Here is a 22,402-nt window from a genome sequence, read left to right as displayed (position 1 = left end):
AGGAATATCATAATGAACAAGCAACTTGGGGAGTCCTTCATGCGGGGCTGAGAGGATGGAAGCAATCGACCATCGACCCATTGCACCTGATCCGGATCATGCCGGCGCAGGGATACGGTTGCCGGCAGACTGCGCTTTTTGTTTATTGTTACCTATGCGTATGTAGCCCACCTTTTCCTGCTCAGGAACGGGTGGGCTTTTTGTTATGGAGCGGACATGTGGCTGTAGTGGAGAGAAGAATATTTCCAGTCTAGGCTCCAGGCTCCGTCCCGCTGGGGGTCAAGACTGCCCGCTCCGAAGGGATTCGCGGGGAAACGCAAAAGTGGTAGCCGCTTCGTAGCACGGGCACGGTTGCGTTTCTATTTCCCGCTCATCCCTTCTCCGCTAGGTAGGACTCCACAAGTCGCTACGTCTGGAAATATTCTTCTCTGGCGTAACTGATTGCGTTCTTCATTAATTAAAAATCATTAAAAAATCGGATAACAAGAAAAGCTCGTAGAGGAAACAGGAGAAATAAGCGAAGATCTTAGGGACACCGACCGAGACGCAATGCCAAAAGCGAAACACGCTCTTAAGCGTCCACCTCTGAAACACATCCTGAAGATACCACTTTGGACGCGGTTTCGCTTTTGGCATGGAGTCGTGCAGTCAATCCCTCAGGGGGTGGCCCTAGAAGCTGAGCGTTTTCTCCTGTTTCCTCCACACCACAACAGCAACGTACAAATAGTTTTTTAAAAGACGTAATTGCAACTTAGTGAGGAGAGAAAAAAGATGAGTGATTGTCTGGTAGTGGGTGGAGGAATTATCGGATTGAGCTTGGCATACGAGCTGTCGCGGCGCGGCGTGAGCGTTACCTTGGTTGAGCAGGGCGAATGGGGAGGTCAGGCGTCTTCTGCTGCGGCCGGAATGCTTGCTCCTTTGAAGGAATTCACAGCACCTGGACCGATGCTCGATCTGGGTATGGAGTCACTTGCGCTATACCCGGAATGGGCAGCAGAGCTGGAGGAATTGACTGGTGGAGACGTACAGCTAAGCTTGGATGGGTTGCTGACCGTCGCGTTAAATGAGGAGGAAGTCCAACAGCTCGCGGACAAGTACCGTTGGCAAAAAGAAGCGGGACATGCTGTACACTGGCTCTCGAATACAGCGCAAGTGAAAGAGGTAGAGCCGCTTCTGACCGATCAAGTACAAGCGGCCATCTATTCGCCGTACGAAGGACACATCAACAATCGAATGCTTCTTCGCGCCTTGGCTACCGCTTGCCAATTGCAAGGAGTGAAGCTGTTATCTGGCTGCGTGGTGAGCGGTATTGCGGTAAAAGGCGGAAAAGTGATCGGGATCGAGACCTCTACAGGGTCACTGCGTGCCGCACAGACGGTGATTTCCTCGGGAGCGTGGGTTGGAATGATGCTTGCGATGCTTGGTGTTACCGTGCCGATTCGCCCTGTACGCGGACAGATTGCGGCCGTCTCGTCCGTAGGCATTCCATTGCGAACGGTGATTTTCGGAACGACTGGCTACATCACTCCGAAAAAGGATGGAAAAATTGTCATTGGGGCGACTGAGGATGAGAGTGGCTTCCAGCGGGACGTCACAATGGCGGGGTTAGCCAGTATCCTGCAAGGGACCATGCCGTATGTTCCAGCGCTACACTCCGCTACCTTTCTGGAGGCTTGGGGTGGACTTCGACCTGCCACCCAAGATGGCAAGCCGCTCATGGGCCCCGTTCCTGGCTGGGAAGGACTGTCGATCGCAGGTGGACATTTTCGCAATGGTATCCTGCTTTCCCCCGTCACGGCTAAATCGATGGCGGACTTTGTGGAAAAAGGAGAGACGGAGCGTCTTTTGCCATTTTTACCTGCCCGCTTTCTGTAAATTGGGCTAGTCTCGCCTAGATTCCGGTAACCTCCCCATGGGCACTTGTATATGGTAATAAAGAAACACCAGAAGGGGAGGAGTTTCCATGCAGTCTGATTCTGATAAAAACCTGTATCAGGCTGACATTCAGTTTGTCAGCCTGTTAAAGGATATGCGAGAAAATGTGCACAACATCTGCAAGGAGCACGTTGAGAAAAAGGTGCGCATCGAAGCAATTGACGGGCAAGTGTTTGAGGGTGTCATTGTCGATTATGATGACCAGAACGTATACGTAGAAGTCGTAGACCAGGATGCGGAGGAAGAAGAAGTTTTCGAAGAGTATGATTATGAGAACTATGAGGACTATGAGGACTACAATCCTTATCAAGTAATGGAAGTGGCCAATCGGCAGCCGTATGGAGGATGGGGGCAATATCCTGATTATTACTTTCAGTATGTAAGCTATAATCCGTATGCAGGTTATCCTCCCTATGGCGATCTCAGTCCTTATGGAGGTAATCCATACTATCCACAGGTAAGTCCCTACGGCGATGAGTTCAATCCATACAGTCAGGTCAGTCCTTTTGGCAGTTCCAACAACTCGCGAGTCAGCCCATTTAGCAGCAGCAATCGTCCCGCCCAAGTCAGCCCGTATAGCAGCAGTAATCGTCCCGCCCAAGTCAGTCCGTATAGCGAGCAGAAGCCGCAGGTAAGTCCTTGGGAGCAAAATATTTCGCCATTTCCACCATTCCCGCCGTATCCGCCATTTTTTTGTCCGCCGCCACCACCCCCACCGCCATATGTTTTGCCAAAAGTTCAAGGAAGAAGACGTAAAAGATGCCGGAACGGACGTAGAATCATTCCATTGGCGCTTTTTACGCTCCTAACAATCGTCTTGATTTAATGTGGGGAATTTACAAGCCTCTCAAGGCCATCACGGCTTAGGAGGCTTGCTGCTTTTTTTAGATGTGAGAGTACAACCTCTTCTTTTGTCACACACTACGAACAAAACGGTGGACGTTTCTCACAGAATAAATAAAGGCAGGGATGGACGATGAAGCAAATAAACAGCAGCTTGCCAGGCACGCGGGCGACATTTGGCTATTTTCGTGAAGCGCTTCAGCCGCATTTTACATTATCCAACTGGGATTATGAGCAAGGGTATTTCGACCGGGCGCTGGATGACAAAAACACGGTCTTTTTGCGTTTGCCTGTAAAAGTATTGCAAGGCGAGCTCGATAGCCCGGATGCATGGCTGGAACTCGGGCGGCCGTTTGTGATCCGGCATGTGTACCAGACTGGGGTAGAGGAAGATATCGGCTACATGGAGCCGCTCGCTTCGGGTTTGATGAATCAGTTTCAAGAGCCGGTAGACAAGGACGCGCAGATTGAATCGAGATGGATTCGAAAAGCAGAGGCGGTTGTCAAAGAGCTGGAGAATCGCCTCGCGTGAGACAGGCCGCCGATAGGCCTGTTTTTTCTTGTTCATGGCAGGGAAAATATAGGTGGCTAAAGAATGGTAGCACATGGAAAAAGTGAGGTGGAAATATGGCCTGGTACCATGCAGTGGCGAAATGGTATTGGAAAATCCGCAAGCCTCTCACCTTGGGTGTCCGTGTCATTGTAACGGATGAAGAAAAGGGAGTCTTGTTAATTCGGCATACGTATGTCCATGGCTGGTATTTGCCGGGAGGAGGGGTAGAGCGAGGAGAGTCGTTTGGAGAAGCTGCTAGCAGGGAGTTGTGGGAGGAGTGCGGAATACGAGCAGACGGACTTACCCTCTGCCATCTTTTTTACAGTGAGCGGGAAGGGAAACGAGACCACATTGCCTTGTATCATGTCGACCTCACACCTGGCCAAGAATTGCATAAGGATGACAAAGAAGTAGCGGAAATGCGCTTTTTTGCTTGGGATGAGCTTCCAGAGGAAATATCACCAGCTACAGAGAGGCGTTTATCTCAATTTCGCAAGCAGTCTTTTCAGAGTGACCGCTGGTGACAAGTGGGATTTTATGCAAGTCGATTTTTCCTATGGTATAGTGAAGACAAACAACAGAGCGTACATGACCGCTTGTAAGGATAAAAGTGAGGGCAGACCAGCATGAAGATTGCGACTGTACTGCGAAATGACGATTATACACGAGAAGTGGAACAAGCATTAAAAGAAAAGCTGCATGCAGCCAATAGCCCGTTTACCTTTGTAAAGGGACCAAGTGAGCAACCGGATATGGTGCTGTCCATCGGGGGAGACGGGACACTTTTGGAGGCCGTCCATCAATATGGGATCGAGCCGTCTTATGTGGGGATTCATACGGGACATCTTGGCTTCTATGCGGACTGGCGTCCCGAGGAGCTGGACGAATTCGTTGAGCGTCTGATGAACGATGAGCCTCTGATTGCGGAATACCCGACGGTCCAATGCAGGATCAGCACCAGAGATGGAAAGCAGTATGAAAAGTGGGCGTTGAATGAAATGGTTTTGCGTAACGCGAATCTGTCTACCTTGGTGTCATGCGTCTATATAAATGGCGATGAGCTGGAGACGTTTCGAGGTGACGGCTTGATCGTTTCATCACCGTCAGGAAGTACAGCCTACAACAAGGCGGTGGATGGAGCGATTGTTCATCCGTCCATTGAGGCAATTCAATTGTCCGAGATTGCTTCGATCAATAACCAAGCGTATCGGACGATCAACAGCTCGCTCGTATTGCCGAAGCATCATGAAGTAGAGCTGATCGTCATGAATCCTGAGATTATGATCGGCTTGGACCGTGAGCAGGCAGTATGGAAAGATGTGTGTTCCATTCGTTGCCGAGTGGGACCTGACAAAGTGAAATTCGCTCGTTACAAGCGACTGACGTTTTGGGGGCGGGTTCGCAATTCGTTTATATCCGGATAGAGAAAGCGTTGGGAGGGGAACCAAATGAAAAAAGTAGGAACACTGCAGACCATTTTCCGTCATCCTGTCAAAGGAATGCGAGGGGAAGAGCTATCATCAAGTACGGTCGATGAATTTGGCTTGTATGGAGACCGTGCCTATTATTTTTGGGATAATGCCCGTCAAGGTAAGTATCTCAGTGCGGATGTTGTGCCCGCTCTTATCGGGTATCATGCCAGCATGAGCGAAGGGACAGGAAAAGAAGCGTACCCGCCGATTCGGATTGAAGCCCGAGATGGCAGTGTACATACGTGGGATGATGCTTTATTTGCTCATGTCGCAGAGACGGCAAAGCGCTCTATTGCGCCTATGATTAGTAGTCCGCAAGAAGGCGGTGTGAACTGGGAAGACCACATTCTGCTGGTCACGGATGCATCTCTTAAAGAGATCGCGCGGCAGATTGACGCAGAACAGGTAGATCCACGACGCTTTCGGGGGAATTTGGTCGTTGTCCTGGAGGATGATGAGCCGTTCGCGGAAGACAAATGGCTGGGCAAACAGATCAAAATCAATGATGTGACCTTGCAAGTCAACAAACACTGCGAGCGCTGTGTATATGTCAATATCGATCCGGATACCTTGGCGATGACTCCTGCCGTATTGAAGGCATGCGTCAAGCGTCACAACAATCACTTCGGCGTTTATGCTTCGGTTGTCACGACAGGCAGTGTGTCGCAAGGCGATGACGTTTTTTTAGTGGAGATTGGGAGTGACGGGGAATGATCGCAAGCCCGTTGGAAAAGGTTCGCAGCTACGTGCAACGCTATGACACGAGCATCGAGCCGATTTTGTTTGAACAGCCGTTGCCTACGTCCGAAGTGGCTGCACAGGCATTGGGTGTCGAGATCGGCCAAATCGCAAAGTCGATCTTGTTTCGGGTAGATGAGCAGTTCGCCTTGTTTGTGGCAGCAGGCGATGTACGTGTCCATCCCAAGCAAGTGAAGGCAGCTTTTGGACAAGGAAAGCCGAAGATGGCTACGTCGGAAGAGGTAGAAAAAATGACAGGCTTCCGCGTTGGAGCTGTTTGTCCATTTGCATTGCAGGAAGAAGTGCCTGTATTTGTGGATCGCTCCTTGAAGCGATTTCCGGTGGTTTATACGGCTGCTGGTATAGCAGAATCACTTTTACCCGTCTCTTATGAAGCCTTGTTGGAGATGACGGGGGCGAAAGAAATCGATGCCGCTTCGGCAGAAGGGAACCCATTATGAAAAAATACGTAGTCTCCGTCTTAGTACTAGCTTTAGTCGCGGGTCTTGCTATGCTCGGAATGTCTAACCAAACGACTGCAATTGAAAACAGCATCTCCCATTCTGCTTCCTCATTTAAACAGATGACAACAGACACGTACCTGAGTCATTACAACAAAATCAAAGAAGATTTAGCTGTGAAGGGGATTCATACCCTGCCTTTTCAGCTTGAGCTAGACAAGCAAACGAATTACTACCGCTTTTATTACCCAAAACAAGAAAATGCGGCAAATGAAAAACCGATATGGGTAAGCGTTATGCTGAGCGGTGATCAAAAAACAATAGACGGTATCATGTATGAAGGGGTTCCTGACGTTCATACAGTGAAGGCGATGATCCAAGCTACTGGACTTACCTGGACTCCGGAGCTGGATCAGTTCATTGCGGTTACCAACGTCGCAAAAACGCCAAAAGAAATGGTTGTTTCCGATGTGAAAGTAACGATCGAAGGAACGTCAACACAAATAAAAGTAATGGTTGACCCCGTGAAATTAGAAGCTCCGAAAAAATTATAATTCTGAAAATGAAAAAGTGGTTGGCAGGAGGTTATCGCTGCGCAACCACTTTTCGTTTTCTGTTGTGGTTTAGCTGTAAGGAGAGGACTCGCGTTTCTGAACGATTTGGAATAGCTTCACGTAAAGAACGGCACTCAAAAGGGAGCAGAACAAGATAAACCCAAAAACGCCAATCGGCATGATCCACTCCGAAAGAATGACGGTCACGGGAGCGAGGAAGCGGCCGAGCGAGTACTGCAGGTTAGCGGCACCCATATACTGTCCTCGTGCATGTTCTGGTGCGTATTTGCTGACGAAGCTCTGCTCGACCGTAGTTCGCATCACTTCCCCTACTGTAAAAATGACCACGCATCCGAACAACAGCCATGCATTCGTCATGAATCCCACCAAAAACATGCCCACACCAAATAGCAAGGAGGACAAGAGGAAGACATCCCGGTCGCTCCAGTTCTCAAACCATTTGGTAACAGGCAGGGCGCACAGAACAAACAGAAGACCGCTTATACCCAGCATCCATCCGAAAATCTCCGTATTGCTAAGCGAGAGTGACCAGGCATTCCACGCGAGCAGCGTCTGTGCTGGGACGAATTCTTTTACATAGACCGCCAAAAATAAATCGAGTTGCACGATTGCGATTGTAATCAGCATGCCTGCGAAAATATAGATGGCAAAAGCTTTGTCGCGTAGAATGACGGTGTAGCTCTGCCATTGCTCCTTCATAACGGAAGGGAAATGGATAGAGGCGACAGAGCTTTTTACGGATTGTGGCAGTGTCTCTCGCACGTTGATCCAGATCGCAATCGAATACAAAAAAGTGACAAGCGCACAAGTCCACAGCAGCTCACTGCGGTATTGAAAGAAAAAGATGGCCCCCAGAGCGGGTCCCAATACGGCGCCAATGTTCATGGCTGTAACGAAGGTAGCGAAGACTCTGCGTCTGTCTTTTTCGGAGGTGAGATCAGCAACCATCGCAGAACTCGCCGGGCTGTATATCGCTTTGCCAAGTCCGATTCCAATAAACGCAAGATAATCGATCCAAGAAGAGAGGGAGAAGGCAAACAGGACAAACATGCCTGCCTGCAAAAACGCTCCTGACAACATGACATATCGACGACCAAATCGATCAGCCAAATAGCCGCCAAAAAGATTGCCGATCATACTCATAATCGGTGGCACTGTCATGAGTAACCCGGCAACATTTTTGCCAAAGGTATCACTAAAGTGGAGGGTAAGAAAGGGAAAGTACATCCAAAACAATAGGTTGAAAAGCGTCTCGCCGATCAATCTGGTCTTCAGGTTCAGATCCCATGACAGCCATTGCACAGCAGGTTTACCTCCTGTTTTTGATTCCCTGGCCAGGTACACCTACTTTAGTGCAAATTTTCAAAAAGATATAGACTTATAATCATCCGTCGGTTACACTAATATCATAAGGGCTAAGGGATTAGACCCTGGCTTAAGATGTGCCACTTTTAGGTATTCGCTTCCTACATAACTAATAAGCCGACACTTCCTTGTGTAAAGGGGTGTCGGCTTTTCGCATGTTGTTACTTGACCATCCATTGATAAAAATGAACGTCGTGCCATTCTCCGAACTTGAATCCCACCTCTTGAAACCTCCCTGCCAATGTAAAACCGACCTTCTCGTGCAGCTTCACGCTGGCGTCATTGCCCCCCACGATTCCGCTCACGATCGTGTGGTATTCGAGTTGTCTGGCACGCTCCAGAATCGCATTCATTAAGGTAGTGCCAACACCTTTCCCACTTTGATCAGGGGCGATATAAATAGACAGTTCCGTAGATTTTTGATAGGCGGGCTTCTCACGGAAAACGGACAGGCTGCAATATCCGATCACTTTCCCTTCGTATTCGGCGACGATGATGGGATGTCTGTCACCGTGTTTGTGAAACCAGACTTCGCGCTGGGCAAGCGTCTGTGGCTGTAAGTCAAATGTCGCAACCAGATTTTCTACCGCGTAGTTGTAAATAGCGAGCATAGCGGGCAGGTCGCCCAGAACTGCGTCTCTGATCTGTAGCATGATATTCTCTCCCTGTGTTGGTTGGTAGGGCTTGTTGAACGATTCGAACTAATTCTAGCGTACGGCCTCGTAAACCTGCTGTAGGTTTGTAAAGCCTTGGAATTGTGCTTTCACCAAATACCTAGCCCAGAGCGTACCAGCAGCAACAGCGTCACAGTAAGCGTGATGCCTGCGTGAGATCGGGATGTCGTGTGCCGCACAGAGGGCATCCAGCGAGCCGTTGCCAATCGGATTACTCAATAATCGGATGAGCAGCATCGTATCCAGCATACGATGGGTAAACGGACGCCGACTTGTTTTCCAAAGTCCAGATCGTAAAAATTCACGCTCATGGCGAGAGTGATGGGCAACGAGCGGACGATCTCCAACGAATTGAAAAAAACGGGACAAAGCCTCTAACAGCTCGGGAGCATCGGCAACCATATCATCGGTAATTCCGGTGAGAGAGCGGATGTGTGGAGGGATCGCCCGACCGGGATTGACCAGCGTATAAAAAGAATCGCCGAGGAGGAGGTGCTCTCCTCTCATGGCGACTGCTCCCATCGATATAATCGCGTCTCCATGGTCGGGATAAAAACCGGTCGTTTCCAGATCGACGACGACAACCTCCAGATCGTGTAGAGGAATATCGGCACTGGAATCGACTGGTTTATTCGCTTTGGAGATGGAGCGCAGATAGGCGATGTGTTGTTTGTCATCTGCTATATCTGGTATAGCCCGGTTCATATGCCAGATGCGACCGAATAAGTCCCATTTTGCCACGCAATCTCCTCCTATCCCCCAAAAACGGACGGGAGCTTTTCTGTCATTTTTTGCAGGCGGATCGCCAGCTTCATCGACTGTCGTACCATCACTTGGGTGTCAGGAGAAAGCTCCCCTAGTTTGATATAGCTATTGCTCGTGTATTGCCCATCTTCCCAATGGAGGGGAGCGAGCAGTCGCAGACCTTGAATTTGCCGGAAGTATGCGGCTACCTCGTCACAAAAGCTTTTGCTCCAGACTCCTTTTTCACCGAGTAGATCCAATCGTTCCAAGGTAGAGCTGGCAAAGATGCCATGTGCCAAGGCGAAATGCCGTACGCAATTCACCAGTGGCAAATAAATGCCGTACTTCACATTGATGGCGCCGCGGAAGCGTCCATGGACCTCAGGTAAAACTCTGCCGAAGATTCCGAGCGGCACCCGATAATGCAACGTATTGCTCACCAGTCGATTCAGCAAGAAGACATTCCCTGCAAGCAATTGACGGAAGCGGTCATGGACGGGAGTAAAAATGGCCGATTCACCCCATAAGACACGCACATCACTTGCGAGCAGTAAATAACGGGCGTTCTCCCAGATGGGGTGAGAGACCCATCTGTCTATTTGGTCCAGCCATTGCTCGGTGCTGCCTCGCCATTTTGGGGAGAGGCAAGTGACATTCCCTTGGCAGGGAGGATAGCCGGCTACCTCCAGACCAGCAACGATCGTCGCCCCCAACAACTGAAAGTAGCCATGTATTTTTTCTGTTTCCTGTTCGCTCAGATGATCTGGTGGTTGATAGACAAGACCGTTATCCTGATCGCTGATGAGTGCTTGCTCTGATCTGCCGCCACTGCCGAATTGCAAAAAGGCAAAGGGGACGGGAGGGGTGCCCAAGCCCCTTTTGGCAAGGTCGTTCACTGCGAGGAGCACCCCTTGTCGGATGAGATTGTCGTGAATCAGATTGACGAAGATGGAAAAGGGAGCCAATTCCCCTGCGCGATTCAACGGGCGCAACGGAGAAGGGTCCAACAATTCTCGACGCAATAAGGCCAGCTCGCCAAAGGAGTCAACATTCCGAATTTTTTCCACTTGTTCAGGAAAGAGAGTGAGAGGTGCTGCTTTGGGTAGATGCAGCTGGTCGTACGCGTTCAGGCTGGAGTAGTTCGGGATAGCCGTATCCCCCGTGTTCGCTAAGGTCAAGTCCAACCACCTCTTCCTCTTCAGTGACTCGCAGGCCAATGGTTACTTTTAACACATACAAAATGATGAAGGCTACTATGAAAACGTAGAGCGCGGAGCCAGCCAAGCCCAACGCCTGAACCCCTAACTGATGCAGACCACCGCCATAAAACAGCCCAGGACCGCCTACGCCGACCTTTTCAGCCAACTCCGGGGTAGCGAATAAACCTGTGGACAACGTTCCCCAAATACCAGCCACCCCATGCACGGAAAATGCGAAGACAGGATCATCAATCCCCATGCGATCAAACCAAATGGATGTATAGAATGTAAGAATACCTGACATAGCGCCGATCACGACAGCCGCCCATGGATCGACGAAGGCGCAGGATGCTGTAATCGCGACGAGAGCTGCGAGGACGCCGTTGAGCATGCTTGGGATATCTGCTTTTCCCATGACGATCCAGGAGATAGCAAGAGCGGCGACAGCGCCTGCTGCGGTAGCGAGATTGGTAGTGACGGCGATATAGCCGAAAAATCCAGATGTGCTGCCGAGTGTGGAGCCGGCGTTAAAGCCGAACCAGCCGATCCAAAGAAACAGGACACCTAAGACAGAGTAGACCTGGTTGTGACCAGGAATCAGATTGGAGCTGCCGTCGCGATTGTATTTTCCAATGCGAGGCTTCAAAAGGATAGTGGCGACGAGTGCGACGATGGCACCTTGGAGATGGACAACCGTAGAACCAGCGAAGTCTTGCATTCCGAGCTGTGCCAACCAACCGCCGCCCCATACCCAGTGACCGACGACAGGATAGATGAGGACAGTAAACAGTACACTGAAAATAAAATAAATGGATAGCTTGGCACGTTCAGCAAAACCGCCCCAGGCAATCGCGAGTGAAACGGCTGCAAAAGCGAGCTGAAAGAGGAAGAGAATCGAGATAGGAACAGTTGCAGCGGAAAAAGCGGAGAAAGCGTCTTTTTGCATGCCATCAAAAAAGAATCCGGTAAGTCCGATGAAAGAGTTGCCGTCTCCAAACGTCAGACCAAAGCCAAACGCCCAAAAGGCAATCGAGCAGATGCCGAAGGTAAGGACCGTTTTGCCTGCGACGTGACCAGCGTTTTTCATGCGAGTAGAACCAGCTTCTAGCAGGGCGAATCCAACCTGCATGAGAATGACCAGAATGGCCGAGACCATGACCCATGTGGCGTCAATGGCAGACGAGAGACTTGCGACAGTAGGTTCCATCCATCCACCTCTTTTCCGTGTCACATAACCTGACACTGATTTATTTATGTCAGATTATATGACATGAAAATTGCGGTTGCAATTGTTTTTTTGCAACTAATGAAAAAACACTGATTGCAGGCATCGGCAGGGCTTCGATACGGAATGATATAATAGCTTCTGATATCATCACAGAAGGTAAGGGAGAAATATGTACACAATCAGCAGATTTTCTCAGCTTTGCAAAATGAGTGCACGCATGTTGCGACACTATGACAAGGAAGAACTTTTGAAGCCTGTACATGTAGATACCACAAATGGGTACAGATACTATGAAAAGAGTCAATTAGAAACAGCCTTATTGATCAAGAAGCTAAAAGAATACAGATTTTCCCTGCCAGAGATTAAATCGATCCTTCAGACATCAGACAGGAAATTATTTATCGGATTGATCCACTCGAAAATAAATGAATTATCCAATGAGATGAATCGATATAGACAAATCATTGCAGAAATGCAAGAGATGATTGAAAAAAAAGCGGATATCATTCGTGGGGAAAGAAGATCGTACGATATATTGCTGGGGATGAGAAACGAAGTAAGTGTCATCAGTCAAAGATTACAGATTCGTATTGCGGATATGGACAAGTACATTGATTCTATATACGCAAAGGCGGAAGAAAATCAAGTTCAGTTACTGGGTGCTCCGTCTGTTGTGTTTTTCGATGAAGAATTTACTCCTGACCAAAGCGATATTGAGTTGATGATCCCGATCGTTAATGGGGATAGCGTTGATTCATCAAGCGAATGGCAAATCAAACAACTTCCCGAACAGTTTGTTGCGACTACTTTGCATTTCGGAAGTTATGACGATATCGGATACGCCCATATGGCACTTGAAGATTGGACAGAAAGCAACGGATACTGCTTGGAAGGTCCACCTTACGAAACTTACTTGAAAGGCACAGAATGTGACTGTCCTGTCGAAGAATATGTGACACAGATCTCCTTTCCGGTCATGAAAAAAGCCAAATAGTAACAGCTTGACCTTGACACTATGTCAAAGCTTATTCTACTTCTGCAAGAAAGCTTTCAGGACATGAGGGGATGATGAAATGAATAAGGTAATGGTACTGTGCTCAGGGGTTGTATTAACGGCTGGGATTTTAATAGGGTGTATGCCAAGTAAAGCGGAGGAGAGTCAAAGTGTGGAAAAACAATTCGTAGGCAAGTACACCATGCCTGATGAAAAAAGCAAGCATGAAGGTACGTGGTTACTATGGCCGCATAACTTTACGTATGGGAAAGGTTATCAAGAAGAGGTTGAGTCCATTTGGATCGAGATGACAGCTGCCTTAAGTGAGGGGGAAAATGTCCATATTGTCGCCTATGATCAATACGAAAAGGAATATATATATGATCTCCTGTACGAGGAAGGTATCCATATGGATAAAATTGACTTCTATATTGCTCCTACTGACGATGTATGGGCAAGAGATACTGCCCCCATCTTTGTATACGACAAGGATAAGAACTTGAAAATGATGGACTGGGGATTTAATGGATGGGGGAAGAAAACGCCGTATAAAAAAGATGCATTACTTTCAAGCAAGCTAAGCAAGCAATCAGGAATGGAAAGAATTGATTTGAATGATCTTGTACTTGAAGGTGGAGCATTTGAACTGGATGGGAATGGTACATTTTTATCGACACGCAGTGCTGTTACGAATAAGAATAGAAATCCCCAATTTTCAGAAGCAGACATTGAGGAATATATAAAAGAGTATCTTGGTGCTACGAACTTTATTTGGTTAGATGGTGTGCCTGGCCAGGACATTACAGATTTTCACATTGATGGCTTTGCTAAATTTTATGATAAGTCAACCATCATTACGATGAATGAAAATGATTTGGAAGAATGGGGTGTCCCGAATAAGGATAGAAAAACATTACTGCATGCAAAGAATGCCTTTGGAAAGGCGTATCAATATGAGTATTTACCAATAACGAAACACAATGTCGTTTTAGAGAATGGAAAGGACCTGGGATACAAAGGTTCCTATATCAATTTTTATATTGGGAATACCGTTGTATTAGTTCCGAATTATGATGATCCGAATGACAAAGTCGCAAACGATATCATCCAAAAACTATACCCTGACCGTAAAGTGATTGGCATTGATGTAAGAGAGCTTTATAAACATGGCGGGATGATTCATTGTGTGACACAACAACAGCCAGTTGAAATGCCTTAAATCCTTACTGAAAAAGCCGGTGATTCCTTGAAGGAGGAAAAACCGGCTTTTTTGGTAGTAAAAAAGTTACTTAAACAGAGGAGGATTGATGTTGTGCGGTTGTTTTTCGTTTTTCTATCAGGAAGCCTGCGAAGCTCATGGCAGCGAGGAATAGTCCACTGACGAGGAAAAGCTGCTCGACAGGCCATTTGCCCATCCAGATTGCACCGAGGCTGCTGGACAATGTGCAAAAGAAAGTGAACATGAGCATATTGATCGCAAAAATTTTGCCTGTACTGTTGCTGGACGCTTTGATTTGAATGGCAGTCACGGTCGGGATACCAATGAGCGGCCCGCCGATCCCTGCCACGGCTGCTCCGAGGAAGGCAATCCAGTGAGTGGTACCTCCTGCCGTAAGCAACAGGAATCCGACTGCCTGAAACACCCATCCAACCATAATCACAAACAAATAGCGAGTATAGAACGATCGAGCCATGTACAGGCTTCCTAGTAAGTTCCCGATCCCGTAAAAGCCCAACAAGACAGCTAATGTACTTCCGTTTCCTTGCTGCATGCGTTCGGCCATAAACGGGAAGCCCACTGTGTAAGTGACCTGCCAGACGAGAAAGCCCATATTGCTAAAGAGAAGAATCAAGAACAGAGCACGATTTTGTTTTAGCTCCTGTAAACCTGAGGCAATATCCCGGACGTACTGACTGGGTGTCATTTTCGTAGTAGATACGCGTTGTTGATCGGTCAACGAAATACGAATGGCATAAAGAAACAAGACGGAAATGAAATAGCTGCCTGCATTCACAAAAAACAAAGTAGACAGCGGTATGATGGAAGCGACCAGTCCAATCGACATTGGCGCAATAATCCGAATCGTACGGAAAGTTGTGTCCAAGATGGCATTTGCTCGCGCTAGCTGCTCTTGGGGGACCACTGATTTGAGTGCAACGGTTCGCGCTGGCTGAAACAGACTGGAGAACAACCCCAACAAGAATTGGGCTGCCAGAAAAAAAGCAAACTCTCCTACGCCCATGTAGACCAGGATGCCAACCATGATTGCGACAAGAATTCGCGCAACATCGGCTCCTACCATGAGCGTTCGTGGGCTGTACCGGTCAGCCATGACTCCGCCGACGAGGTAAAACATGAGACCCGCCACCATTTCCGGGATTGCGAGCAGGCTGAGCGCTGCACCCGATTTGGTTGCTTGCAGCAAATACCAGAGTAATGCGAAGCTGTAGCATTGATCACCGATGCTTGCCGTCATTTGCGCAAGCCAAAGCTTGAGGAAAGAACTGTTTTTCCATAAAGATGGGGATGAATCCACGTTGACCCTCTCCGTCCTGCTGACTGCGATAAAATGAATTTGACCATAGCGTAGCAAGGCGAAGAGGGAAAGTAAAGGACTCATGCTCGTGCGGTTACATTTAATTTACCAGTCCTCAAAACAAAGAGAATATAGGCGATAAGAAAAGTGAAGGTGGCGAAGGTGCTGACACCTACGAAACCAAAAAGAGAATACAAACTGCCTGCGAAAGAAGAGGCAATGAAAGTCCCTATGTACATGCAAGCGTTGGCCAAGCTCGATATGGTACCGCGCGAGGTGTCGGACAATGATTGCAAGTAACCCATCAGGACAGGCACGAGTACACCGCCGAAGCAGTACATGAAGAAGAGGACAACCTGTAAAAATCCGACTCCCGGTATGTAAGGCAAAACAAGATAGAGCAGGGCGCTGCCCAGAAACCCAACGGTCAAAATCGTATTTCTCTTCCAACGCTCGAGTAACCAACCGCTGAGTAAGCTGCCAACGGTGTTGCCAAGCCCGATAACTAAAGTGATCAAGCCAATTTCGGTAACGGATTGCTGATATTGATCGGAAAGCCATACGCCATAGAATGAAAAGACCGCATAGACACCCGTCATGAAAACGAAATAGCCGATAAAGCTGCGTGAAGCTTGTGGCAGTCGCAACAGATCCTTGTAACGTGCAAAAATAGCCACTCGGGCGTTGTTTGTTCCAAGTCCGTCTATGGGGGTAGGAGGCAATAAATCAGGAAGTTTTCGGATTATGAGTACAAAAGCTCCAAGAGAAGCAATTCCAACAGCCAAAAAAGGAAACGACCAATGATAAGCTGACAGAAAACTGCCTATAGGTACACCGATCACTTGGGAAACCGAAAGACCTGCCATGACAATCCCCATAGCTTTTCCGATACGAGCCGGGGGAAACAAAACAGGAATGGCAGCCCACACTTGAGGACCGATAAAGGCAGAGCAGGTACCGGCAAGAAAACGAAAGAAGAGCATCGCCGTGAAACCAGGTGCAAAGGCGCATGCAAGTGTGGAAAGTGCAAATCCAAGCATACCGACTGCCATCACATGTTTCCTGTTTCGATTATCTGATAGCGGACCGGCGACTAAAGCGGCCAATGCAAATCCGAGAGCATAAGTTCCGATCAGCCAGGCTGCCTGGTTCGTGGATACGTGATATAACTCTCGCAAGGTTGGCAGCAGTGGGCTAATGATAAATGTATTCGTACCGATCAAAAACATGGTGAAGAAAAAGATCATCAAAAATAGGCGCTCCATAAAAAACTCTCCTCTTTGTTTTATAATTATATAGTTAAATAACTTTTGAACTAATGTGTAAAAAAAGGATACCAATCACAAGGTATCTAAAAAGCCAGGCAGTATTTGATTGAAGGTTTCTTTATATATGCTCATGTACCGTGCTTGTCCATCCTTTCTGACTTTGATCAGTCCTGCCTCTCGAAGTGTCTTGAAATGATAGGAGGCATTTGACTTGGAAGTGTCGCAGGTAAAGCCCACTTCTGTACAATTCAGCTCGTTGCCGGAATGATACAAGGTCTTTAAAATGGCTAGTCTTGTCTCATCTGCCAACGCTTTAAAAATCTTGATTCGCTTTTCGGTTAGTTCAAGTTGTTCAATATTCATAAAACTATCTTACTAAGGAAACTCTATCCAGGCAACCATTTCATTCCTTTTATTTTTGATTCTTCCTATTTTCGTTGTTGTGTTGATGCTGATAGGAAGATCCTTGGTTGTCTTCGGTATGTGTATCATCCGCAACCGTACTGCTGGTTAGTCCTGCTACGGCTAATCCTTTTTGGTTCAGGTTTTTGGCGCTTTTGAATTTGGACATGTTACTACCCCCTGTTTGGTAATGGATGCTTCCTTAAGATGTCTTGTTTTGAAGGGGAGTAGTCATCCTCATTTTCCTAGATGGCAGTTGAGGTATACTAAATAAAAATGGCGTGTCAAGAAGGAGGGGAGCGGATGGCAGGGTGTGTCATGATCGTTGAGGGGAAGACAGACAAAGAATGCTTGCTTCGGGTGCTGGCTGAGCCTGTCACCATTCTTTGTACATACGGTTCCTACAGCTTGGAAAAAGGGGAGAAGTTGCTCGCCCAAACGGAAGATGCAGAGGAGGTATATCTTTTTACCGATGAAGATGACAGCGGGAAAAAATTGCGAACGCATCTAAGTGAAGACTTTCCTGATGCGATCCATCTGCATACGCCGAAAATGTACAGAGAGGTTGCCGACACGCCTCTTTCGGTACTGGCAGAAATTTTGGAGCGAGCAGGCTTTGCGGTTATTGAGCCTCATCCTGATCTTGGAGAGCGGTAAGGGGATAAAACACCGTTTCATCGGCTATAACAGTAGTAAATGGAATGGTGGAGGTGCGAGGTAATTGCGTAGTTTGATGACGTTTTTTAATCGAATGAACATTATGGTGTGGCTGGTAGGTATCTTTGTTGCTCACGCCGCGCTCTATCTGGTGCTGGGGACGGCGACGTGGCTGGCTACCTCGTTTTTGGCAACAGCGTTCTACGGCATTATTTTATTGGTAGGCAAATTAATTGCCAGCCGTTATCCAGACAAGGAAGAAAGCAGATGAAAGCCGGCGAGCAAGCAGCCGGCTTTTTTCGCATTACCAGCCCAAGAGTTGCATGAGTAAAATTAACACACCCAATACCCAGACGTAGATAGCGAAGCCCTTCATCGAGCCTGTACTGATGATTGTAAGCATCCAGCGAATGGCTACATATCCAGCTAGTCCGGCAAACATGGTGCCCACGAGCATCGGGATCAATAAAGCTGTTTCAAGCGGTGTTTCTACGAGCTTGGCTGTTTGCAAGACACAAGCACCCAGAATCGCGGGCAAGGATATTAAAAACGAAAAGCGGGCAGCATCAGCACGGTCGATTCCGCGCATGAGAGCGCCAGCAATCGTCAGTCCTGAGCGGGAAATAGCAGGCAGGATCGCAGCACCTTGCAGTGTCCCGATGATGAGGGCGTCCGTGTAGTTGATTTCTTCGAATCTCCGATTTCCACGGCGCATGGACTCCACCGCCCAGAGGATTGCGCCTGTCGCAAGAAATTCCCACCCGATCGTAATGCCTGTCTGCGAGATTTCTTCAAAATAATCTTCAAAGGCGAGTCCGATTACTGCTGTAGGGATCGTCCCTACGACTAATAGCTTTGTCAGCTTGCTCATTGGATTCATGATGATAAAACGAACCTGTGGCCAAAAGACGATAACGACAGCGATCAGCGTACCGAAATGAAGCATCGTGTCAAATAAAAGGCCGACCTCCTGCATGCCAAACATTTTGCGAAACAGGACGAGATGACCCGTGCTTGATATCGGTAAAAATTCAGTCAAGCCTTGTACAATGCCGAGAAAAATATGTTCAAGCAACAACAGCATAGGCAAGAGTCACTCCAGTCTTGAAAAAGTAGGGCCAAGCCAGTCTTACTGTCATATGTATGTCTGTGAATGGAAGACTTGCCTATTTCGTTACGCATCGTTATTTTGTTAGAAAAAAGTTGTGGTATTTTCTTGCGGGGGATGGGTATAGTTAGTGTGCACAATGGTAGAGAGCGAGGAAAAAATACATATGTACAAAAGACAAATGCGTGAAAAGCGTGAGCCCCAAATCATTCAGAACGGAAATTTGGCGGCAGGGATGACGCTTACCATGACGGTAGCGCGAAAAACGGAAATCGGCTATTTTTTGAGCGATGGCAAAGATGAAGTGTTTCTTCATGCCAATGAAGCGCACGAACGTTTACATATCGATGATGAGGTCGAAGTGTTTTTGTACCATGATCACGAGAACCGACTGGCTGCGACCATGGACATGCCCCATGTCGGCATGGGTGAATACGGCTGGTTGGAAGTAGTGGACATTTCTTCGCGCATGGGTGTATTCCTGGATAACGGCATTAATAAGGATCTGCTCTTGTTCATCGATGACCTGCCTAAGCATAGCGATGAATGGCCGCGTCCTAAGGATCAAATGCTAGTAGCGCTGAAACAAGACAAGCTCGGTAGACTCTTGGCGAAGCCGGTCACTGAAAACGAAATCGTCAAGATCGCAGCAATGGCAGATGAGAGTATGAAAAACAAAGCTGTCGAGGGTACGGTCTACAAAGTGATTCAAGCAGGTGCATTCCTGTTGACGGAGGACGAGCACATCCTTTTCATTCATCGTGATGAAATGGTGGGGCGTCTGCGCCTCGGACAAACGGTGCGCTGCCGCATCAGCTTTGTGCGTGAGGATGGCCGTCTGAACGGTTCCATGAAAGAACGCAAGGAAGTACAGTATGGCGAAGATGCGGACAAGCTGATGCGCTATTTGATCAATCGTGATGGGGCAATGCCTTATACCGATTCGACAGAAGCGGATGTCATCCGAGAAAAATTCCAAATGAGTAAGTCCAGCTTCAAGCGGGCACTCGGCAAGCTGATGAAGGAACGCCGCGTGGAGCAAGTAGACGGCTGGACCAAAATCATTCGAGACGGACAAGAAGAATAAACGAAGAAAACCCTCCTAGGCAAGAGAGCTTCCTGGCAACAGGAAACGAATGCTTGGGAGGGTTTTTGCTTGTTTTCTTACATCGTCGTTTGTACAGATTGTTTTTGCTTACGTGCTTTGTAATACGATAATGCGAATACGAGCGCGAGCAAAATAAAGCCGGGAATGTCTGTTGTAATTCCAGGGATGACTGCGAGCACACCGCCTACACAAGCGAGGATACGCTCTAAAACGTTGAGTCTGGACATCCAGTAGCCGATCAACCCTGCCCCTACGCCGATCATTCCAATCGTAGAGGTAAACATCACCCAAATCGACTCCAAAAAGGTGGTATCAATCAAGAGCAAGGATGGTGAAACGACGAAGATATAGGGAGCCATAAAGGCGGCAATCGATAGCCGCGTGGATTCTACACCTGTTTTGATCGGCTTTGACTTGGCAATGCCTGATGCGGCGAAGGCAGCAAGCGCAACCGGCGGCGTGATGTCTGCAACGATTCCGAAGTAGAACGTAAACATGTGCGCAGCGATATCTGGTACCCCCAATTGAATAAGCGCCGGGGCAGCGATGGTAGAAGTGATAATGTAGTTCGCCGTCGTAGGTGTTCCCATGCCCAAGATAAGCGATGCGATCATCGTGAAGAACAGGGTAAGGAAAAGCTGACCGCCAGCCAGATCAATCAAACCGTTTGCCAGCTTCAATCCGATCCCAGTCAACGTTATCGTACCAACGATGATTCCGGCACATGCAGTTGCGGCCACGACACCGAGAGCCATTCTTGCACCTGAGGCAAGTGCTTCTAAAATATCAGCAATAGACATGCGGGTTTCTTTGCGGAAGGCGCCCACGATAATAGTGGAGACGATGCCGATAATCGCGGAGCGCTCGGCTGATATGTTCATCATCAAGGCTGTAATAATGATCACGATGGGGAGGAGCAAGTACATTTTTTTCAAAACTTCTTTTTTGTTCGGCAATTCTTCCTTCGAGAGTCCGCGCAACCCGAGTCGTTTTGCTTCGAAGTGCGTCATAATCCAGATGCCCACGAAAAATAAAATCGCAGGAAGAATCGCAGATTTGGCGATTTCCAAGTAAGGAACGCCGATGAACTCCGCCATCAAAAAGGCAGCAGCCCCCATGACAGGCGGCATGATTTGTCCACCAGTAGAGGACGAGGCTTCCACCGCCGCGGCAAATTCGGAACGATAGCCGAGCCGTTTCATCATCGGGATGGTAAAGGCGCCGGAGGTAACTACATTGGCAACAGAGCTGCCGCTAATCGTCCCTTGCAGGGCGCTAGAAAAAACGGCCACCTTCGCAGGACCGCCGATTCGTCTGCCTGCAATGACCAGCGACAAATCGTTAAAATAATCACCGACCCCTGTTTTTTCGAGAAAGGCGCCAAACAGCACAAACAAAAAGATAAAGGTAGAGGAAACGGCGAGTGGAGTACCGAGAATACCCTCTAGTGTGTAGTAGCTGTGCCCGATAATCCGCTCGACATCACTGCCGCGATGCTCCAAAAAGCCTGGCATGTAAGGTCCGAAGTAGGTGTAGAAAAGAAAAATAGTGGCGATTAGAGCAATTGGGATTCCGACGACTCGTCGTGCAGCCTCTAGGACGAGCACGGTGGCAATACCGCCGACCACCATATCCATCGTCGTATAGTTACCTGTTCGGGTCACGAGTCCTTCGTAGTCAATGACCCAATAAAGTGATACGAAGACACCTAACAGGGCGAGAATCATGTTCACGATTCCGATTTTGTTATGGTTGCCTTTGGAAGTCCCCGCATATAACAGATAGACAAGTGCCAGTCCGAAGGCCAAGTGGATCGGACGATGAATCTGGGGAGGCAGCGTGAAGAAAAGCGTGCTGGATAACTGGTACAGGGAGAAGAGGACAAGTAGACCAAAAGAGATCCACTTCATGGGACCCGCGAGCTGACGTGTGGCTGATTCCTTGTCGTATTGCGCGATCATCTTATCCATCTCTTGCTGGTTCATATTCGTTGTTGTACTCATCTAGTAACCTCCTAACTCGCTCAGAATGGATCGCTTTTCTGCCTGAATCGTGATGGCTTCTCCTGGCTTATCGATCAAGCTCAACGGAATGTCCTGTCCAGCGAAAAGCAACGTATGATTAGCCCGTACTTGCCCGATAAATAGCCGTAGGACAGGAAAAGAGCGCTGCATATTGCGAATATGAAATCGTCCATCGGCCAGAACCAGCTCCTCGCCAGGAGCCAATTCATTTTCCATGCCGATACCGTAGTCGTGAAAGCTCATCTCTGACAAAATAATTTGACCGTCTACAATCCGGTATTGCTCCTCGATTGTGGAGCGATGAATGGAATGAGTCCAGCGGATGCCAAAGGCTGCTTTATCCTGGATATTGGCACTCCAAACTACCTGATTCGACCGTGTATCCCGGATAACCAGGGCGGGAATCAGCGGAGTGGAGATGCCCGCATAAATGACAATGACGAGAAGAGAGAAGGAGAAAAGGCGGAACAGCGTCCGCCCTCTTCCCTTTGTTACTGTCTGGATAAAAACCATCTGG

The 22,402-nt window shown here is 48.2% G+C and carries 25 protein-coding genes and 1 riboswitch; of the genes, 13 read left to right on the top strand and 12 right to left on the bottom strand.

Going from position 1 to position 22,402, the window contains the following annotated elements:
• Window positions 1–16 precede the first annotated feature (16 nt).
• Window positions 17–133, top strand: a riboswitch (TPP riboswitch).
• Between the two features lie 638 nt (window positions 134–771).
• The 8 genes from thiO (at window position 772) to ACFVS2_RS18900 (ending at window position 6,556) form a co-directional block, all read left to right on the top strand.
• Window positions 772–1,875, top strand: a complete 1,104-nt coding sequence (thiO, locus tag ACFVS2_RS18935) for a glycine oxidase ThiO (RefSeq protein ID WP_390236556.1) — start codon at window positions 772–774, stop codon at window positions 1,873–1,875.
• An 88-nt stretch (window positions 1,876–1,963) separates the two neighbouring features.
• Window positions 1,964–2,761, top strand: a complete 798-nt coding sequence (locus ACFVS2_RS18930; RefSeq protein WP_390236553.1) for an LSm family protein — start codon at window positions 1,964–1,966, stop codon at window positions 2,759–2,761.
• A gap of 150 nt (window positions 2,762–2,911) precedes the next feature.
• Window positions 2,912–3,310, top strand: a complete 399-nt coding sequence (locus tag ACFVS2_RS18925) for a YugN-like family protein (RefSeq protein WP_173618138.1) — start codon at window positions 2,912–2,914, stop codon at window positions 3,308–3,310.
• Window positions 3,311–3,405: 95 nt separating this feature from the next.
• Entirely contained in the window at window positions 3,406–3,855 is a 450-nt protein-coding gene (locus tag ACFVS2_RS18920; protein ID WP_173618137.1) for an NUDIX domain-containing protein, read from the top strand.
• A gap of 102 nt (window positions 3,856–3,957) precedes the next feature.
• Window positions 3,958–4,755 carry an NAD kinase gene (locus ACFVS2_RS18915; protein ID WP_390236550.1) on the top strand — a complete coding sequence of 266 codons (798 nt, stop codon included), beginning with the start codon at window positions 3,958–3,960 and terminating at the stop codon, window positions 4,753–4,755.
• A 24-nt stretch (window positions 4,756–4,779) separates the two neighbouring features.
• Window positions 4,780–5,517, top strand: coding sequence for an MOSC domain-containing protein (locus tag ACFVS2_RS18910; protein WP_390236547.1), 738 nt, complete (start codon window positions 4,780–4,782; stop codon window positions 5,515–5,517).
• Window positions 5,514–6,002, top strand: coding sequence for a YbaK/EbsC family protein (locus ACFVS2_RS18905; protein ID WP_390236545.1), 489 nt, complete (start codon window positions 5,514–5,516; stop codon window positions 6,000–6,002). Before ACFVS2_RS18910 ends, ACFVS2_RS18905 begins: the two co-directional genes overlap by 4 nt.
• Window positions 5,999–6,556 (top strand): hypothetical protein, encoded by a 558-nt coding sequence (locus tag ACFVS2_RS18900; protein WP_390236542.1) that lies wholly within the window; start codon window positions 5,999–6,001, stop codon window positions 6,554–6,556. Before ACFVS2_RS18905 ends, ACFVS2_RS18900 begins: the two co-directional genes overlap by 4 nt.
• Before the next feature lie 69 nt (window positions 6,557–6,625).
• Here ACFVS2_RS18900 and ACFVS2_RS18895 read toward each other — a convergent pair whose 3' ends face one another.
• The 5 genes from ACFVS2_RS18895 to ACFVS2_RS18875 all read right to left on the bottom strand — a co-directional run bounded on the left by ACFVS2_RS18895 (window position 6,626) and on the right by ACFVS2_RS18875 (window position 11,766).
• Window positions 6,626–7,879: an MDR family MFS transporter gene (locus ACFVS2_RS18895; RefSeq protein ID WP_390236539.1), complete on the bottom strand. Its 1,254-nt coding sequence runs from the start codon at window positions 7,877–7,879 to the stop codon at window positions 6,626–6,628.
• Between the two features lie 224 nt (window positions 7,880–8,103).
• Complete coding sequence (locus ACFVS2_RS18890; RefSeq protein ID WP_390236536.1) at window positions 8,104–8,595, bottom strand: GNAT family N-acetyltransferase; 492 nt, start codon at window positions 8,593–8,595, stop codon at window positions 8,104–8,106.
• 54 nt (window positions 8,596–8,649) lie between these two features.
• Entirely contained in the window at window positions 8,650–9,357 is a 708-nt protein-coding gene (locus ACFVS2_RS18885) for an exonuclease domain-containing protein (protein WP_390236533.1), read from the bottom strand.
• A gap of 11 nt (window positions 9,358–9,368) precedes the next feature.
• Window positions 9,369–10,382, bottom strand: a complete 1,014-nt coding sequence (locus ACFVS2_RS18880; protein WP_390236896.1) for a DUF294 nucleotidyltransferase-like domain-containing protein — start codon at window positions 10,380–10,382, stop codon at window positions 9,369–9,371.
• Window positions 10,383–10,431: 49 nt separating this feature from the next.
• A complete protein-coding gene (locus ACFVS2_RS18875) occupies window positions 10,432–11,766 on the bottom strand; it encodes an ammonium transporter (RefSeq protein WP_390236530.1) in 1,335 nt (444 codons plus the stop codon).
• Window positions 11,767–11,956: 190 nt separating this feature from the next.
• Here ACFVS2_RS18875 and ACFVS2_RS18870 point away from each other — a divergent pair, with 190 nt between their 5' ends.
• Window positions 11,957–12,781, top strand: coding sequence for a MerR family transcriptional regulator (locus ACFVS2_RS18870; protein ID WP_390236527.1), 825 nt, complete (start codon window positions 11,957–11,959; stop codon window positions 12,779–12,781).
• A gap of 79 nt (window positions 12,782–12,860) precedes the next feature.
• Complete coding sequence (locus ACFVS2_RS18865; RefSeq protein ID WP_390236524.1) at window positions 12,861–14,000, top strand: agmatine deiminase family protein; 1,140 nt, start codon at window positions 12,861–12,863, stop codon at window positions 13,998–14,000.
• Window positions 14,001–14,070: 70 nt separating this feature from the next.
• Here ACFVS2_RS18865 and ACFVS2_RS18860 read toward each other — a convergent pair whose 3' ends face one another.
• From ACFVS2_RS18860 to ACFVS2_RS18845, 4 genes are all read right to left on the bottom strand, one after another.
• Complete coding sequence (locus ACFVS2_RS18860; RefSeq protein WP_390236521.1) at window positions 14,071–15,318, bottom strand: MFS transporter; 1,248 nt, start codon at window positions 15,316–15,318, stop codon at window positions 14,071–14,073.
• Between the two features lie 80 nt (window positions 15,319–15,398).
• The gene (locus ACFVS2_RS18855; protein ID WP_390236518.1) at window positions 15,399–16,583 is read right to left on the bottom strand and encodes an MFS transporter; all 1,185 of its coding nucleotides are present in this window, start codon (window positions 16,581–16,583) and stop codon (window positions 15,399–15,401) included.
• Window positions 16,584–16,658: 75 nt separating this feature from the next.
• Window positions 16,659–16,949, bottom strand: a complete 291-nt coding sequence (locus tag ACFVS2_RS18850) for an ArsR/SmtB family transcription factor (RefSeq protein WP_173618124.1) — start codon at window positions 16,947–16,949, stop codon at window positions 16,659–16,661.
• A gap of 49 nt (window positions 16,950–16,998) precedes the next feature.
• Entirely contained in the window at window positions 16,999–17,157 is a 159-nt protein-coding gene (locus ACFVS2_RS18845; RefSeq protein WP_017250025.1) for a hypothetical protein, read from the bottom strand.
• Window positions 17,158–17,291: 134 nt separating this feature from the next.
• Here ACFVS2_RS18845 and ACFVS2_RS18840 point away from each other — a divergent pair, with 134 nt between their 5' ends.
• Window positions 17,292–17,645, top strand: coding sequence for a toprim domain-containing protein (locus ACFVS2_RS18840; protein WP_390236515.1), 354 nt, complete (start codon window positions 17,292–17,294; stop codon window positions 17,643–17,645).
• A 64-nt stretch (window positions 17,646–17,709) separates the two neighbouring features.
• Window positions 17,710–17,916, top strand: a complete 207-nt coding sequence (locus ACFVS2_RS18835) for a hypothetical protein (protein ID WP_390236512.1) — start codon at window positions 17,710–17,712, stop codon at window positions 17,914–17,916.
• A 33-nt stretch (window positions 17,917–17,949) separates the two neighbouring features.
• Here the strand turns inward: ACFVS2_RS18835 and ACFVS2_RS18830 are convergent, their stop codons facing one another.
• Window positions 17,950–18,729: an undecaprenyl-diphosphate phosphatase gene (locus ACFVS2_RS18830; RefSeq protein WP_390236509.1), complete on the bottom strand. Its 780-nt coding sequence runs from the start codon at window positions 18,727–18,729 to the stop codon at window positions 17,950–17,952.
• Between the two features lie 190 nt (window positions 18,730–18,919).
• Here ACFVS2_RS18830 and ACFVS2_RS18825 point away from each other — a divergent pair, with 190 nt between their 5' ends.
• Complete coding sequence (locus ACFVS2_RS18825) at window positions 18,920–19,840, top strand: CvfB family protein (protein ID WP_390236506.1); 921 nt, start codon at window positions 18,920–18,922, stop codon at window positions 19,838–19,840.
• Between the two features lie 77 nt (window positions 19,841–19,917).
• Here the strand turns inward: ACFVS2_RS18825 and ACFVS2_RS18820 are convergent, their stop codons facing one another.
• Window positions 19,918–21,864 carry a TRAP transporter permease gene (locus ACFVS2_RS18820; protein WP_390236503.1) on the bottom strand — a complete coding sequence of 649 codons (1,947 nt, stop codon included), beginning with the start codon at window positions 21,862–21,864 and terminating at the stop codon, window positions 19,918–19,920.
• Complete coding sequence (locus ACFVS2_RS18815) at window positions 21,865–22,398, bottom strand: DUF1850 domain-containing protein (RefSeq protein WP_390236500.1); 534 nt, start codon at window positions 22,396–22,398, stop codon at window positions 21,865–21,867.
• Window positions 22,399–22,402: the final 4 nt, after the last annotated feature.

Origin of the sequence: Brevibacillus sp. NPDC058079, from assembly GCF_042885155.1 — a bacterium.
Classification (GTDB): Bacteria; Bacillota; Bacilli; order Brevibacillales; family Brevibacillaceae; genus Brevibacillus.
This window is presented reverse-complemented; position numbering and strand designations above follow the sequence as displayed.

Bases quoted from the DNA above. Each gene is read 5' to 3' on its own strand.
- ACFVS2_RS18890 (WP_390236536.1), bottom strand. From the start codon at position 8,595: ATGCTACAGATCAGAGACGCAGTTCTGGGCGACCTGCCCGCTATGCTC.
- ACFVS2_RS18855 (WP_390236518.1), bottom strand. From the start codon at position 16,583: ATGGAGCGCCTATTTTTGATGATCTTTTTCTTCACCATGTTTTTGATC.
- ACFVS2_RS18825 (WP_390236506.1), top strand. From the start codon at position 18,920: ATGTACAAAAGACAAATGCGTGAAAAGCGTGAGCCCCAAATCATTCAG.
- ACFVS2_RS18865 (WP_390236524.1), top strand. From the start codon at position 12,861: ATGAATAAGGTAATGGTACTGTGCTCAGGGGTTGTATTAACGGCTGGG.
- ACFVS2_RS18900 (WP_390236542.1), top strand. From the start codon at position 5,999: ATGAAAAAATACGTAGTCTCCGTCTTAGTACTAGCTTTAGTCGCGGGT.
- ACFVS2_RS18930 (WP_390236553.1), top strand. From the start codon at position 1,964: ATGCAGTCTGATTCTGATAAAAACCTGTATCAGGCTGACATTCAGTTT.
- ACFVS2_RS18910 (WP_390236547.1), top strand. From the start codon at position 4,780: ATGAAAAAAGTAGGAACACTGCAGACCATTTTCCGTCATCCTGTCAAA.
- ACFVS2_RS18840 (WP_390236515.1), top strand. From the start codon at position 17,292: ATGGCAGGGTGTGTCATGATCGTTGAGGGGAAGACAGACAAAGAATGC.
- thiO (WP_390236556.1), top strand. From the start codon at position 772: ATGAGTGATTGTCTGGTAGTGGGTGGAGGAATTATCGGATTGAGCTTG.
- ACFVS2_RS18845 (WP_017250025.1), bottom strand. From the start codon at position 17,157: ATGTCCAAATTCAAAAGCGCCAAAAACCTGAACCAAAAAGGATTAGCC.
- ACFVS2_RS18850 (WP_173618124.1), bottom strand. From the start codon at position 16,949: ATGAATATTGAACAACTTGAACTAACCGAAAAGCGAATCAAGATTTTT.
- ACFVS2_RS18820 (WP_390236503.1), bottom strand. From the start codon at position 21,864: ATGAGTACAACAACGAATATGAACCAGCAAGAGATGGATAAGATGATC.
- ACFVS2_RS18905 (WP_390236545.1), top strand. From the start codon at position 5,514: ATGATCGCAAGCCCGTTGGAAAAGGTTCGCAGCTACGTGCAACGCTAT.
- ACFVS2_RS18815 (WP_390236500.1), bottom strand. From the start codon at position 22,398: ATGGTTTTTATCCAGACAGTAACAAAGGGAAGAGGGCGGACGCTGTTC.
- ACFVS2_RS18915 (WP_390236550.1), top strand. From the start codon at position 3,958: ATGAAGATTGCGACTGTACTGCGAAATGACGATTATACACGAGAAGTG.
- ACFVS2_RS18830 (WP_390236509.1), bottom strand. From the start codon at position 18,729: ATGCTGTTGTTGCTTGAACATATTTTTCTCGGCATTGTACAAGGCTTG.
- ACFVS2_RS18875 (WP_390236530.1), bottom strand. From the start codon at position 11,766: ATGGAACCTACTGTCGCAAGTCTCTCGTCTGCCATTGACGCCACATGG.
- ACFVS2_RS18925 (WP_173618138.1), top strand. From the start codon at position 2,912: ATGAAGCAAATAAACAGCAGCTTGCCAGGCACGCGGGCGACATTTGGC.
- ACFVS2_RS18920 (WP_173618137.1), top strand. From the start codon at position 3,406: ATGGCCTGGTACCATGCAGTGGCGAAATGGTATTGGAAAATCCGCAAG.
- ACFVS2_RS18870 (WP_390236527.1), top strand. From the start codon at position 11,957: ATGTACACAATCAGCAGATTTTCTCAGCTTTGCAAAATGAGTGCACGC.